General features: G+C 70.2%; 9 protein-coding genes. 6 read left to right on the forward strand and 3 right to left on the reverse strand.

All coding sequences use genetic code 11. From position 1 onward, the window contains the following. Positions 1-95: 95 nt before the first annotated feature. Complete coding sequence (locus PV762_RS23895; RefSeq protein WP_421037492.1) at positions 96-1,694, reverse strand: vWA domain-containing protein; 1,599 nt, start codon at positions 1,692-1,694, stop codon at positions 96-98. 237 nt (positions 1,695-1,931) lie between these two features. On the opposite strand from PV762_RS23895, the gene rtcR reads away from it, so the two are divergent. The 5 genes from rtcR (at position 1,932) to PV762_RS23920 (ending at position 11,437) form a co-directional block, all read left to right on the forward strand. Continuing rightward, positions 1,932-3,596, forward strand: a complete 1,665-nt coding sequence (rtcR, locus tag PV762_RS23900) for an RNA repair transcriptional activator RtcR (protein WP_421037493.1) — start codon at positions 1,932-1,934, stop codon at positions 3,594-3,596. Between the two features lie 146 nt (positions 3,597-3,742). Continuing rightward, the gene (locus tag PV762_RS23905) at positions 3,743-6,847 is read left to right on the forward strand and encodes a two-component regulator propeller domain-containing protein (RefSeq protein ID WP_421037494.1); all 3,105 of its coding nucleotides are present in this window, start codon (positions 3,743-3,745) and stop codon (positions 6,845-6,847) included. 99 nt (positions 6,848-6,946) lie between these two features. Next, positions 6,947-7,183 (forward strand): hypothetical protein, encoded by a 237-nt coding sequence (locus tag PV762_RS23910; RefSeq protein ID WP_421037495.1) that lies wholly within the window; start codon positions 6,947-6,949, stop codon positions 7,181-7,183. 78 nt (positions 7,184-7,261) lie between these two features. Next, positions 7,262-8,806 carry a methyl-accepting chemotaxis protein gene (locus tag PV762_RS23915; protein WP_421037496.1) on the forward strand — a complete coding sequence of 515 codons (1,545 nt, stop codon included), beginning with the start codon at positions 7,262-7,264 and terminating at the stop codon, positions 8,804-8,806. A 36-nt stretch (positions 8,807-8,842) separates the two neighbouring features. Beyond that, positions 8,843-11,437, forward strand: coding sequence for a 2-oxoglutarate dehydrogenase E1 component (locus PV762_RS23920; protein ID WP_421037498.1), 2,595 nt, complete (start codon positions 8,843-8,845; stop codon positions 11,435-11,437). A 3-nt stretch (positions 11,438-11,440) separates the two neighbouring features. Here the strand turns inward: PV762_RS23920 and PV762_RS23925 are convergent, their stop codons facing one another. Next, positions 11,441-11,773 carry a hypothetical protein gene (locus tag PV762_RS23925; protein ID WP_421037499.1) on the reverse strand — a complete coding sequence of 111 codons (333 nt, stop codon included), beginning with the start codon at positions 11,771-11,773 and terminating at the stop codon, positions 11,441-11,443. A gap of 192 nt (positions 11,774-11,965) precedes the next feature. On the opposite strand from PV762_RS23925, the gene PV762_RS23930 reads away from it, so the two are divergent. Continuing rightward, positions 11,966-13,042, forward strand: a complete 1,077-nt coding sequence (locus tag PV762_RS23930; protein ID WP_421037500.1) for a GGDEF domain-containing protein — start codon at positions 11,966-11,968, stop codon at positions 13,040-13,042. 82 nt (positions 13,043-13,124) lie between these two features. Here the strand turns inward: PV762_RS23930 and PV762_RS23935 are convergent. After that, positions 13,125-14,693 (reverse strand): ATP-binding protein (locus PV762_RS23935; RefSeq protein ID WP_421037501.1); only part of this gene is annotated, 1,569 nt, incomplete at its 5' end.

The following is a 14,693-nucleotide window of genomic DNA, read 5'->3' on the forward strand; positions in this document are numbered from 1 at the left end:
CCCCGCGTGGCGACTAACGGTTGTCGAGGACATCGGTTACGGATGTAGTCCTCGTCGGCATTCGCCACGCGACAGCATTCACTTCATGCGTTCATTCACTGCGATTCGAGCGACACGCGCTCGATCTCGCGGACCCAGTGACCGGCCCCGGTCGCACCGGCGGCGAATTCGCCGACCATGCGGAACACCGCGTCCGAGAAGCCGCCGACGTTCATCACGTCCTGCCGCTCCACCGCCTGCGTCGAGGCGCCGGGCTGGATGTCGATGCACACCAGCTTCGCCGTCGGGCACCGGGCCTTGATCGCTTCCCATTGAGCCATGGTCTCGGTCGCGCCATGACGACGCGCGTCGATCCACGACTCGTTGTCGGACACGATGACGACCAGGTCCACGGCTGCGCGCTCCTCGTTGAGCCGACGCAGCGGCGCACTGACCGACGTTCCACCGCCGCCGACCGCCGCCAGCTTCGCCGCGTTGGTCATCACCGAATCGCGGGGATTCAGCTTGACCGACACGACCTGCTGCTCGAACGGCATCACGCGGCAGCCCGGGTTCTTGCGGACCAGCGCCGCGGCCACCAGGGCGGCCACGTCGATGCATCGCACCACCGAAGTCGCCGAGCCGCGCCCGCCGGTCACCGCCGAGGACATCGATCCCGACACGTCCGGGCAGACCACGACACGGCCTTCGATCGCCGGCACGTTGGCCAGCGCCGCCTCCATCGCGTCCTGCAGCGCCTCGCGGATCTCCGCCGGCACCTCGGACGCCGCCTCGGACGTCGCGGTGAACGCCGTCATCAGCTGGTAAGGCAGCACGCGGGCCGAGGCCACGGCCTTCGGATCGCGCAGCAGCGCGGCCAGTTGCGCCGTCATTCCCGGACGCTCGAACACGCCATGGCGTGCGAAGGCGTTCAGGTTCTGACGCACCATCTGCCACGAGCCCTGCGCCGCGATGCGCGCCCAGTGCGATTCGTTCAGCGGCAGCGCCGTCAGCATCTGGAAGGGCACGGGTGGCAGATCGTCCGCCGTCGCGCCTTCCGTCCCGCCGGACAGCAGCGCCCGCTTGAAACGCTCATAGGCCAGGGTCGCGGGCGGCAGAGCGGCTTCGTCGTACGGACGGCCGATCAGCCATGCGAACCACGCCGCGCGCCAGGCTTCCGCCGGCTTCGGGTGGACCATGCGGACCACGTCGGCCAGTGTCGGCTCGTTGCCGATGGACGCCTGCAGCAGGCGCTGTTCGTTCGCGTTCACGAGCCATTGCTGGACCAGCTTCTTCGGACGCGATCCCAGCGACTTGCGACCGGTCTGACCCGATCGCAGGATCTGCACGAAGTTGCGCAGCATCTTGCCGTTGTCGACGACGCGGCCGAACACGGGCTGCAGCAGCGCGATGTCGCGTTGCGCCAGCACGGCGGCCAGCAGTGCCGGCATGTCCTTCATCTGGCCGGCCTGGCGGGCATAGACAGCGGTCTTGGCCAGGAAGGCGGTGTCCACGTCCTGGGCCAGTGCCAGCGCGTCCTCCAGCTGGGATTGAGCGCCGGCGTAGTACGTCGGCGTCATGCAGCCGGTGGTTGCCAGTTGCGCCAGACGGTGCCGGGTCTTGTAGCCATAGGCACGGGCGCCGGACTGGTTCACCGCGTCCGCGGCCGGCGCCAGCTTGCCGGGCGTCGTCTTGAAGAGTTGCGTGTTGACCATGTGGTCCCTCCGTCCTGTCGTCATGTTGTCTGCCTTCATCATCGCAACGCCCATGCCAGCCTGTGTCAGGTCTTGCCTGAGGATGATCTAACTCATTGATTCGAAATGGATTAATTCTGTTTCAAGCAGAATTTGAGAGTCCGCCATTCATCCGCCGTGTGTTCAAGAATTGGATGTATTGCTAGTCAGCTAGCTGAAAAGCTAGTTGGCGAGCATGGCTCGGATAAACTGCGGCTCATGGCGAAGAAGAATGTGGTGATCGGCTATCTGGGCTCGCAGCTGGACGGCGGGCAGGGTGCCGGCCGGTGGGAGAAGTGGCGGCCGACGATCTCGCTGGTGTCGCAGCCGGACGTGGTCGTGCACCGGCTGGAGCTTTTCCATGCGCCACAACACCTGACCCTCGCGGAGCTGCTGCGGTCCGACATCGCCAAGGTCTCGCCGGAGACCGAGGTCCAGCTCATCGCGATGCCTCACGAGGACCCCTGGGACTTCGGCGAGGTCTACGCCACGCTCTACGACTGGGTGCGCGGCTACCGCTTCGACCCCGCGCACGAGCAGTACTGGGCCCACATCACCACGGGCACGCACGTCGCGCAGATCTGCATGTTCCTGATGGTGGAGGCGCGCTTCATCCCGGGCGTGCTGCTGCAGACCTCGCCGCCGCGCCGGCAGCGAGAGGGCGAGCCGGGCTCGATGACGCTGATCGACCTGGACCTGTCGCGCTACGACCGCATCGCGCAGCGCTTCGAGGCGGAACAGCACGACGCCGTCGCCTTCCTGAAGAGCGGCATCGCGACGCGCAACCGCCGCTTCAACGCGCTGATCGAGGAGATCGAGCGCGTGGCCGTGCATTCCCGCGCGCCCCTGCTGCTGGCCGGGCCGACGGGCGCAGGCAAGTCTTTCCTCGCGCGCCGCATGTATGAACTGAAGCAGACGCGACATCAGCTCCAAGGCGCCTTCGTCGAGGTCAACTGCGCCACGCTGCGCGGCGACGGGGCGGCGTCGACGCTGTTCGGGCACAAGAAGGGCTCGTTCACCGGCGCGATGGCGGATCGCGCCGGCCTGCTGCGCACGGCCGACGGCGGGCTGCTGTTCCTGGACGAGATCGGCGAGCTGGGGCTGGACGAGCAGGCCATGCTGCTGAAGGCGATCGAGGAGAAGCGCTTCCTGCCCGTGGGCGCCGACCGCGAGGTGGCCAGCGACTTCCAGCTGATAGCCGGCACCAACCGCGACCTGCGTGCCGAGGTCGCCGCGGGGCGCTTCCGCGACGACCTCTTCGCACGGATCAACCTCTGGACCTACAGCCTGCCGGGGCTGCGAGACCGGCCCGAGGACATCGAGCCCAACGTCGATCACCTGGTGCAACAGGTCGGGCGCGAGAACGGCCGCGCGGTGCGCTTCAATGCCGAGGCGAAGGCGCGATACCTGGCGTTCGCGCAGTCGCCGCGCGCGCCGTGGAGCGGCAACTTCCGCGACCTGTCGGCGTCGGTGACGCGGCTCGTGACGCTGGCCGAGGGCGGGCGCATCGGCACGCCGCTGGTCGAGGCGGAAATCGCGCGGCTCGACTGGCTGTGGGAGCGCGAGACGGTCGGGTCCGGCCGCCCGGGCAGGGCGGGCAGCTTGGGCGGCGCGGGCAGATCGCGCGATGACGACGCGGGCGGCGACGGCCTGCTGGCCGCGCTCTTCGATCCGCCGGAACTGGAAACCATGGACCTGTTCGACCGGCTGCAGCTCGCCGCCGTGCTGCGCGTGTGCGCGGCGGCGTCGTCGCTGTCGGAGGCCGGACGCCAGCTGTTCCACGCGAGCCGGCAGGCGCGCAGCGTGGTCAACGATGCGGACCGGCTGCGGAAATACCTGCTCAAGTTCGGCCTGTCCTGGGACCGCATCGCCGCGGTGCGTTGAGCCTCGATGTGTCGACCGATGCGCCCGTCGTACCGCCGCGCCTTCCCACGATCCGCACCCGTTCCCCGTACGGCAGCCGAGATGCTTCTTCGGGACAGGTGACAATCGCCGACTCCCCGCCTATGACTCTCGACCGGTTCCCTTCCGTGCCCTGCGCCGACCCCGTGCCCGCGACGATGCGTCTTCGCGCGGCGGCTTGGCTGCTGGCCGCGCTCTGCGCGGCGGTCGCGGCTCCGGCGGGCATGGCGGCCTCGGCCGCCTCGGCGCCCACCGCCGCGGCGAAAGCGCCTCCGGCACCGGCGTCCGCCTCGGCGTCGACAACGGCAACGCCAACGGCAACGGCAACGGCCGCGGACCAGGGCGCCATCGGCGACCTGTCCGATCCGGTGCGCGCCGTCAGCCAGTACAAGATCGACCTCTGGCAGACCGAGCAGGGCCTGCCGCTCAACACCGTCCAGGCCTTGCTGCAGTCCCGCGACGGCGGCCTGTGGATAGGCACCGGCGGCGGCCTGGCGCGTTTCGACGGCAGGCGCTTCGTGAGCTTCGACGCCGCGCGGGCGCCGGACGTGGCCTCCCAGCCGGTGTTCGCGCTGCTCGAGGACCGTCGCGGCCGGCTGTGGATCGGTCATCCCAACGGCGTGACCGTCTACGAGCACGGCCGCTTCTCGCCGGCCATCACCAAGGCGCAGGCCGGCGGGCGCCGGATCTGGTCGCTGGTGGAGGACAAGTCCGGCGCGATATGGGCCGCCGGCGACGGCGGGCTGGTGCGGTGGAAGGACGGCGCGGTCAAGGTCTACGGCACGGCGGACGGGCTGCCCGCCGCGAAGCTGCGCAGCGCCGCATTCGACACCGCCGGCACGCTCTGGATCGGTACCAGCGGCGCCGGCCTGTTCGCCATGACGCCCGATGGCAGGTTCAAGGTCTTCGATCCGGCGGGCGGTTTCCCCCATGCGCAGGTGCGCTTCGTGATCCCCGACCCGGCCGGCGGCATCTGGGCGGCGACGGCGGGCGGCGGACTCGTGCGCCTGCCCGGGCTCGAGCGCTCGGCGATGCGCGTCTACACCACCGCCGACGGCCTGCCCAGCGATCACCTGACCGCGCTGACCCGCGACGTCCGCGGCGACCTGTGGATCGGCAGCTGGGGCTCCGGCGTCAGCCGTTTCCGCGACGGACGCTTCAGCACGATCTCGACCGGGAACGGCCCGGGGCCGGGCACCGGCCTGGCCGGCAACCAGATCTGGTCGCTGATGGCCGACCGCGAAGGCAGCATCTGGGTCGGCACCTGGGTCGACGGCCTGAACCGGCTGCGCAACCGCGCCTTCACCGTCCTCGGCACGCCGGAGGGCCTCAGCCATGACAACGTCCGCTCGGTCGTCGCGGGGCGCGACGGCGCGCTCTGGGCGGCGACCTCGGGCGGCGGGATCAACCGGCTGAAGGACGGCCGCATCACGACGCTGCGCCAGTCCGACGGCCTGCCGACCGACGAGATCTCGACGCTGCATGAGGCGCGCGACGGGACGCTCTGGATCGGCACCTACACCGCCGGTGTCGCGCGTCGTCGACCGGACGGCCGCATCGATACCTTCGGTGCCGACAGCGGCCTGCCCGGAACGGAGATCCGCTCGATCTTCGAGGACCGCGCCGGCACGGTGTGGGTGGGCACGCGAACGGCGCTGGCGCGCTTCAACGGTCAGGGCTTCCAGGCCGTCACCGCGCCCGGACTGCCCAACGAAGGCGTCGCCGCGATCCTGCAGGACAGCACGGGCACCCTCTGGTTCGGCACCACCGGCCAGGGGCTGGTGCGCTGGCGCGACGGCAAGGCCCGGCAGTTCACGACGGCCGACGGCCTGCTGTCCGACTGGATCATCGCGCTCAAGGAGGACGCCCACGGCGAGCTCTGGATCGGCACGAACGGCGAAGGCATCAACCGGATGAAGGACGGCCGCATCGGCGCCGTCAAGCCGGCGGACGGCCTGTGGGACGGGCTGTCGCAGGTCTTCCTCGAAGACCGCGCGGGCTACTTCTGGATCACCTGCAACCGCGGCTTCTACCGCGTCGCGCGCAACGACCTCGACGCCTTCCTCGAGGGCCGGATCAAGCAGGTGCGTTCGGTCGGCTTCGGACCGGGCGATACCCTGCGCGCCACCAGCTTCGCCGGCAACCTGCAGTCGGCCGGCGCGATCGACGCACGCGGGCGCGTGTGGCTGCCGTCGTCGGCCGGACTGGTGGTGGTCGATCCCGAGCGCCTGCCCGGCGGCGGCGAACCGCCGGCGGTGCGCATCGAGCAGATCAAGGTCGACGGCGAGACGCTCGCGCTCGACGGCCAGTCGCTGGCGCTGCCGCCGGGGCCGGTGGCCTTGTCGGTGAGCCTCGCCGCGTCGACGCTGCGCGAGGCCGATCGCGTGCGCTTCCGCTTCTGGATGGAAGGCCTGTCGCGCGGCTGGACCGATGTCGGCAACGACCGCGAACTGACCTTCCCCGCCTTGTCGCACGGCCGGTACAAGCTGCGTCTGGCGGTCTCCGGCGACGGCCAGCGCTGGCGCGAATCCGCCACGCCGCTGCCGGTCACCGTGCAGCCGCGCTTCCATGAGACCGGCTGGTTCCACCTTCTCGTCGCCGTGGGGGCCATCGGCTTCTTCGCGGGCGCCGTGATGTTCCGGATGCGCCAGCTGCGCGAACGCCACATCGAGATGGAACGCCTGGTGGCCCAGCGCACCGAGGAACTCCGGCAGGCCAACGAACATCTGAAGCAGCTGTCCTTCCTCGACGCGGTCACCGGTCTGCCCAACCGCCGCCGCTTCAACGAGGCCGCCGACGAGGAATGGCGTCGCGCGCGCCGCGCCGGCACCTCGCTGGCGCTGGTGCTGGCCGACGTCGACGCGTTCAAGCGCTACAACGACCAGATGGGCCATCTGAAAGGCGACGAATGCCTGGGTGCCGTCGGCGCGGTGCTGGGTGCGTCCATCGGCCGCGCCGGCGATCTGGCGGCACGATACGGCGGCGAGGAGTTCGTCGTGCTGCTGCCCGGTGCCGACCGCGACGCCGCGCTCAAGGTCGCCGAATCGGTGCGCGCCGGCATCGAGTCGCTTGCGATGCCGCATCCGACGTCGCCGGCCGGTCCGGTGGTCACCATCAGCCTCGGCGTCGCGGCCTGCGTGCCCAGCGATGCCTGCACGCTGGAAAACCTCATCGCGCAGGCGGATGAGGCGCTCTACGTCGCGAAGCGCGAAGGCCGCAATCAGGTTCGGTGATCGCAGCTGACGCCCGCGCCTTCACAAGGGATTCATTCCCCGAAGGCGGATGCGGGTGTACAACAGGGCTCTCCAGCGTCAGTCCGACCGTTGCCGACCATGACGACTCCTCCGACCGTCCGCCAGCACAAGGGCCGCACCTACGTCCTCGATTCCCATGGGCCCGGTGCCGGACCCTGGCGAGGCCGCTTCGTCGTCAAGGGGGTGGAGGACAGCCGTCCCGGCGTCACCGCCTGGCACGAACTCGACGACGAATTCCCTTCCGCCGATGAGGCCGTCGCGCATGCCGACCGCGTGGCTTGCCAGTACATCGCCACGTTTGCCGAACAGGCGTAGGCACAAGCGGCAGTAAAGCCTGCCGGCCCGTTTTTTGCCCTGCCGAGGTCCGACCGTTCGGCCTCAGGGAGAAAAAACATGCCAACGTTGTCCAACGTCAATATCGGCACGCGGCTGGCCGCCGCATTCGCCGTCGTCATCGTCTTGCTGCTGCTCGTGCTGGCCGTGGCCGTTTCGGTGCTCAACCGCACCAGCGGCACGATGGACCGGCTGGTGGAGGACCGTTATGCGCAGATCGCCGTCAGCGACGACATCAAGAATGTCGGCGACAAGGGGGTGATCGTCATCGGGCGCCTCCTCATGGCGACCGATCCCGCGCAGGCCAAGCGCTACATGGACGATTACGCCGCCGTCCGCGCCGCCAACACCGAGAACTTCGCGAAGTTCGAGAAGATGCTCAACACCGACGAGGCCAAGGCCATCTTCGCCGAGCAGTCCGACGCCCGGAAGGCCTACGGCGCCGCGGTGAGGAAGCTCTTCGATCTGGTCGCGGCCGGCCAGCGCGACGACGCCATGGCGATCTATCAAGGCGACATGGCGCAATCGCAGGTCCGCTATTACGCGCTGATCGACAAGATGGTCGACTACCAGGCGAAGGCCATGGCGGACGACGTCGTGAGGGCCAAGGAAGATGCGCGGCGGTCCAAGCTCTGGATGGCGCTGGTCGCCGCGATCGCCGTGGTGCTGGGCGTGGTGACGGGGATCGGCATCACGCGCTCGATCACGCAGCGCATCCACGGCGCGATCCGGCTGGCGGAGGACGTCGCCAAGGGCGATCTCACGCTGCGGCCGATGCCGCAGAGCACCGATGAGATCGGGCGGCTGATCGCCGCGCTGCAGCACATGGTGCGCAGCCTGCATCGCATCGTCTCGGAAGTGCGGCAGGGCGCGGACACCATCTCCGCCGCGGCGAAGGAGGTGGCGCAGGGCAACGCGGATCTGTCGGCGCGCACCGAGGCGCAGGCCAGTGCGCTGCAGCAGACGGCCTCCGCGATGGAGCAGTTGACCGCGGCGGTGCGCATGAGCGCGGACAACGCGGATCAGGCCAACGCCACCGCGGCGTCGGCGTCCGAGGTGGCCGGCGCGGGCGGGAAGGCGGTGGGCGAGGTGGTGGCGACGATGAGCGCCATCTCGGCATCCTCGCAGCGCATCGGCGAGATCATCGGCACGATCGACGGCATCGCGTTCCAGACCAACATCCTGGCGCTGAACGCGGCGGTGGAGGCCGCGCGCGCCGGAGAGCACGGGCGAGGCTTCGCGGTGGTGGCGTCGGAGGTGCGCGCGCTCGCGCAGCGGTCGGCCAGCGCGGCCAGGGAAATCAAGTCGCTGATCGTCCAGTCGACCGAACAGGTCGATGCCGGCGGACGGCTCGTGGAGCAGGCCGGCGCGACGATGAACCAGGTGGTGTCCGGCATCCAGCGCGTCAGCGGCGTCGTCGCCGAGATCAGCGCCTCCAGCCGCGAGCAGAGCATGGGCATCGAGCAGGTCAACGCGGCCATCATCCAGATGGACGACACCACGCAGAAAAACGCCGCGATGGTCGAGCAGAGCACCGCGTCGGCCAAGGCGTTGCAGGACGAAGCGGCGCATCTGAACAACGCGGTGCGGGCCTTTGTCCTTTGACGGCCGGGCGCTTTGCCACTCACCAGGGAGTTTCAGATGAACGACCGGATCCAAGACGGCTCGCCGGCGGGTGAGTCCTCCACGCGCTGGCGACCCGAAGTGCTGGCCTTCATCGAGGCGCACCGCCGTGACGGCCATCGCAGCGCCCGGCTGGACCCGCTCGGCGTGTCTCGCCCGGCCGATCCGACGCTGCTCGACCCGCAGCGCTTCGGTCTGCAGCCCGGCGACTGGCTGTCGCCGAGAGGCACACCGCTGTGGAGCGCCCGCACCGTCGCCGATCTCGATCGCGCGCTGAAGGCGGTCTATTGCGGCGGACTCGCACTCGACGCCAGCGCCGTGCGCGACCCCTCGCGGCGCGACTGGCTTCATCACGCGATGGAGTCCGCCCCGCCCGGCGCGGGCGGCGCCGCCGAGCGCCTCGCCCTGCTCGACCGCCTGATCCGCGCGCAGGGCTGGGAGGAGCATGTCGCCCAGGCCTTCCCGCATGCGAAGCGCTTCTCGCTGGAGGGCAACGAAACGCTGATTCCGCTGCTGGACGCACTCTGCGAGGCGGCGGCCGGCCACGGCGTGCGACGCGTGTTCCTCGGCATGCCGCACCGCGGCCGCGTCAACGTGCTGGTCAACCTGATGGGTTTTCCGCCTGCGCGCGTGCTCGACTTCTTCGATCCGAAGTCGCCGCATCCCGAGCGGCACACCGACCTCATCTACCACCTCGGCGGCGAGCGCGAACTCGACACGCCGCAGGGCCGCCTCACGCTCACGCTGGCGCACAACCCCTCCCACCTGCAGAGCGTGCATCCCGTGCTCACGGGCCTCGCGCGCGCCTGCCAGGACGCGCTCGGCCGCGAGCGCGCCGACCAGGACGGCCGACGGCTGGTGCTACCGCTGATGCTGCACGGCGACGCGGCCTTCGCGGGGCAGGGCGTCGTGATGGAGACGCTGATGCTGGGGGGCAAGCCGGGCTACACCGTCGGCGGCACGGTGCACGTGATCATCAACAACCAAGTCGGTTTCACCGAGCCGAACCCGATGAGCGCCTGGCCCGCGCAGTACTGCACCGACGTCACGCGCATGGTCGACGCGCCGGTCCTGCGCCTGAACGCCGACGAGCCCGAACAGGCCCTGCGCGCCGCCGCGATCGCGTTGGACTGGCGCTCGCGCTTCGGTGCGGACATCGTCATCGACCTGATCGGCTACCGGCGCCTCGGCCATTCCGAAAGCGATGTCCCGGCGCTCACGCGGCCCCGCATCCACGCGCAGACGCAGACGCATCCGACCGTCGTCGACCGTTACGCCGCCGCGCTGCGCGCCGACCGTGTCCTGCCGCCCGCCACGGACATGGCCTCTCACGTCACCCGCAGCCGGGTGAGGGCGCATCAGGTCTTTTCCGATCCGGCGATGCCCGAATCGGACGACGCGCCGTCGGCGCTGCGTCGTCCGGGCGAAGTGCCTCCCCTGGACCTGGCCGGCGTGCAGGCGCTGATCGATCCGATGACGCGCCTCCCCGCAGGCTTCGAACCCCACGCGATGGTGCGCACGCTGACGGACCACTGGCGACGCATGGCCGGTCTGGCCGATCCGCCGCTGCGCGCCGACTGGTGCTTCGCGGAGAACCTCGCTTACGCGACGATGCTCCAGGGCGGCCTGAACGTGCGCATCTCCGGCATGGACGTGCGGCGCGGCACCTTCCTGCATCGGCAGGCGGTGTGGACGTCACAGGCGAGCCGGGAAAGCGAGCCGGTGGCCTTCGTTCCGCTACGGCAGATCGGCGCCGGACACTTCGACATCTTCAACTCCCCGTTGTCCGAGGAGGCGGTACTCGGCTTCGAATATGGCTACAGCGTGGCCGCGACGCGCACGCTCACGGTGTGGGAGGCGCAGTTCGGCGACTTCGTCAACGGCGCGCAGGTCTTCGTCGACCAGTACATCAGTTCCGGCGAGGAGAAGTGGGGCGACACCTCGTCGCTGGTGATGCTGCTGCCGCATGGCAACGAGGGCATCGGGCCGGATCATTCGAGCGGCTACCTGAGCCGCTTCCTGCAGCTGTGCGGCGAGGACAACCTGCGCGTGGCCTGTCCGTCGACCGCGGCGCAGTGGTTCCACCTGCTGCGCCGGCAGGCCTTCGACACCTTGCGCAAGCCGCTGGTCGTGATGTCACCCAAGGGCACGCTCTATCACGAACAGGCTTCGCACGCGGAGATCGCGGACCTCACGGGCGGCCGTTTCCAGACGGTCATCGACGATGCCTCGGTCGAGCTTCCGGCGCAGGTCGAGCGCCTGCTGCTGTGCAGCGGCAAGGTTGCCCACGACCTGGAGCGCGGCCGTCGTTCGGTCGCGCGTGCCGACCTGGCGCTGGCCCGCATCGAGCAGTTCTATCCCTTCCCGTCGGAGGAACTGGTGGCGCTCTTCGCGCGATACCCGCGCCTCGTCGAGATCACCTGGGTGCAGGAGGAACACCGTCAGCAGGGCGCCTGGACCTTCATCCGCGAGCAGATGGACGCGGTCTTGCCGCAGCATGTGCAACTGCGTTGCGTGGCGCGCCGCGCGAATGGCTCGGGTGCCACCTCCTCGCACGCCCTTCATCAGCTGGAGCAGGTGGAGCTGGTCGCCCGCGCGCTCGGCGAGGCCTGAGGCTCACTGCCCCAGGGAGTCCGTCCGCCTGCGGCTGGAGGAGGTCCCGCGCCCCTGCCCCTGGGGCCGTCCGAGCTGGAGGATCTCGATCGCGTGGCAGGCGGCCTCGGTGGCGTAGCTGAGCGCTTCGTTCTCCGTCGCCCAGGCCGATTCCGACACGGGATGGACGACATCCAGGCTCCGGGCCGGTTCGAGTTCCTCTCCGAAGGCGTCGGTGGCGTCATTGCGGCGTCGGCCGGCGTCGAGCAACTGGTAGCTGCCGGTGAAGGCGCCACCGGGGGCGGGCATGGATTCGACGCGGTAGGTCACGCCGCGGTACTGTCCGTCACGTTGCATGCGGGTTCTCCCTGGTGTGTGATGGTGCGGACGCGGCAATTCCCACGCCCGGCGCAGCGGCACGCTGTCGCGCCCATGAAGGACGCCGCTGCGATCCGTCGGACGGCACCGCAGTCATGACGGACGGTGTCCGGTCCGGCTTTCCAGTTGTGACAACATCCACGGCTTCAGACCTGATTTCGACTGCCGATCTTGGAAGCCCTGCTCGCCCGCCTGACGTCGACCGTGCCCGTCGCCCGCAACCTGGAACAGCTGACCCGCCCGCTGCTGGACATGCTGGGGTCGGTCACCGGTCTGGAGTCGACCTACCTCACCACCATCGACCTGCGCGCGGGGGTGCAGCACGTGCTGATGGCCCGCAACGCCGGCGCGATGACCATCCCCGAAGGCTTGACGGTGCCGTGGTCGGACACGCTGTGCAAGCGCGCGCTCGACGCCGGCCGGATGGCCACCAGCGATGTGGCGGCGTGCTGGGGCGACGCCGCGGCGGCGCGCCAGCTCGGCATCCAGACCTACGTGAGCGCGCCCGTGCGCGACGACGGCGGCGAGCTCCTGGGCACGCTGTGCGCCGCCAGCGCCGAACGCCGCACGGTCAGTCCCGAGTCCCAGTCGCTGCTGCGGCTGTTCTCGACGCTGGTGAGCCAGTTCCTGCAGCGCGAGCGGCTGGTGGCCGACCTGCGCGCCGCCAACGAGCAGCTGGCGACCTATGCGCTGACCGACGCGTTGACCGGCCTGCCGAACCGTCGCGCGCTGTTCGACGAACTGCAGCGCGAGCTGCAGCGTGCCGCCCGCGACGGCACCTGCGTGCTGCTGGGCTGCATCGACCTGGACGGCTTCAAGTCGGTCAACGACCAGCTCGGCCACCATCGCGGCGACCTGTTCCTGCGCGAGATCGCCCAGCGCCTGTCGCTGGAGCTGCGCGGCTCGGACATGCTGGCGCGGGTCGGCGGAGACGAGTTCATCGTCGTCGGACCCGGCGTGAGCCTGGGCGGCCTGCCGCGCTCGCAGGGGCCGCTGGTGGATCGCGGCGAACCGGCGCAGGCCGCGCGCACGCTGGAGCACCGCGCCGCACTGGCCAGCGTCGGCCGGTTCGACCTCGACGGCCACGCACTGCAGTACGCGGGCGCGAGCGTCGGCGTCGTGGCGCTGGATCCGGCGGGCCTCAGCGTCGAGCAGGCGCTGCACCTGGCCGACCAGCGCATGTACGAGGTCAAGCGCGCGCGCCGCCGCAGCATCGACCTGCCGGCCGTCATGCAGGCCGCGGACTGATCTTTCGCGTCGCGGCAGGTCCGGCCGACACGGTCATCAGAGCGGCCATCAGACCGGTCATCGACCCGGGCGGCCGGCGCCGTCAGCGCGGTCGCGCGATCAGCACCTTCTCGATCAGCAGGTCCACATCCACCGGCTTGGCCAGGTGGTCGTCGAAGCCGGCGGCGATGGCCGCGTCGCGGTCCTGCAGCGTCGCCAGTCCGGTCAGCGCCACGGCGTACAGCGGCGTCACCGTGTCGAGCGCGCGTTCGCGGGCGCGCAGCCGTCGCACGAGGGAATAACCGTCCGCTCCCGGCATCGCCACGTCGCTGACCAGCACGTGCGGCGGATGTTCGGACGCGGCCGCGATCAGCTCCCATCCCTGCTCGACCGAGCCCGCCGCGCGCACGTCCGCGCCGGCCAGTTCCAGCAGATGGCGCAGCGCGTCCAGCGCATGCGCATCGTCGTCGACCAGCAGCACGCGCAGGCCGACGAGGTCGCTGGCGGTGGTCTCGCGCGGCGGCGTCTCGGGCGTGTCCGAGACCAGCTCCACCGCCGGGAAACGCACCGTCAGCCGCGTGCCGCGGCCCTCGCCGTCGCTGTGCGCCGTGACCGTGCCGCCGTGCGCCAGCACCAGGTGCCGGACGATGGACAGGCCCAGGCCGAGGCCGCCGTACTCGCGCGTCCGGCTGATGTCCGCCTGCGTGAAGCGGTCGAACAGGCGCGGCAGCAGCTCGACCGCCACGCCGATGCCGTTGTCGACGACGGCCAGTTCCACCGTCGGCCCGATGCGGCTCAGCGACACGGTGATGCGGCCGTCCCGAGGGGTGAACTTCAGCGCGTTGCCGACCAGGTTGGCCACGATCTGCTGCATGCGGCGCTGGTCGCCCTCGATGCGGTACGGCTGCTGCAGGCCGGTGCTGCTCAGGGTGAGGCCCTTGGCCTCGGCGGCCGGCTGCAGGCCGTCCACGACGCTGCGCACGCACGCCGACAGGTCCAGCGGACGCATCTCCAGCGTCAGGTGGCCGGACGCGATTCGCGACACGTCCAGCAGGTCGTCGATCAGCTGCGCCTGCGCCTGGCAATGCTTGAGGATGGTGGCGATGGCGCGCGTCGCGGTCGCCTCGCCGAGCGTGCCGCGTTCCTGCGACTGCTTCAGCACCGAGGCCCAGCCCGAGATCACGTTCAGCGGCGCGCGCAGTTCGTGCGACACCATGCCGAGGAAGTCGTCCTTGGCGGTGTTGGCGCGCTCCGCGTCGTCGCGCGCGTGCTGCGCCGATTCGAGCGCGCGGCGCAGTTCGTGGATGTCCTGGAAGGCGATCACCGCGCCGTCGATGCGCTCGTCCGCGGTCCGGTACGCCCGCACGTTGATCAGCCACCAGCGGCCTTCGGTGTCCTGGTGTTCATGCTCCACCGGCGCCAGACCCTGCACGGCGGTCTGCACCAGCTGTTCCAGCTGGCTGGCCGCGAAACGCGAGGTGACGTTCACCACCGGCTGCCCGATCGCCTGCCCCAGCGCGTCGGGGGCGATGCCGAAGAGCTGGGCGACCTGCGGCGACGCATGCCGCAGCCGCAGCTGGCGGTCCAGCAGCACGACCGGCAGCGGGATGCCTTCGACGAGGTTGCTGAGGTCGTCGTTGGCGAGGTCCAGCTCGTCGTTGCGCGACTTGAG

This window comes from Mitsuaria sp. CC2 (assembly GCF_048957715.1).
GTDB lineage: Bacteria > Pseudomonadota > Gammaproteobacteria > Burkholderiales > Burkholderiaceae_C > Roseateles.

Excerpts from the sequence above, each read along its gene's own strand:
- PV762_RS23895 (WP_421037492.1), bottom strand. The coding sequence starts at position 1,694 with ATGGTCAACACGCAACTCTTCAAGACGACGCCCGGCAAGCTGGCGCCG.
- rtcR (WP_421037493.1), top strand. The coding sequence starts at position 1,932 with ATGGCGAAGAAGAATGTGGTGATCGGCTATCTGGGCTCGCAGCTGGAC.
- PV762_RS23910 (WP_421037495.1), top strand. The coding sequence starts at position 6,947 with ATGACGACTCCTCCGACCGTCCGCCAGCACAAGGGCCGCACCTACGTC.
- PV762_RS23915 (WP_421037496.1), top strand. The coding sequence starts at position 7,262 with ATGCCAACGTTGTCCAACGTCAATATCGGCACGCGGCTGGCCGCCGCA.
- PV762_RS23920 (WP_421037498.1), top strand. The coding sequence starts at position 8,843 with ATGAACGACCGGATCCAAGACGGCTCGCCGGCGGGTGAGTCCTCCACG.
- PV762_RS23925 (WP_421037499.1), bottom strand. The coding sequence starts at position 11,773 with ATGCAACGTGACGGACAGTACCGCGGCGTGACCTACCGCGTCGAATCC.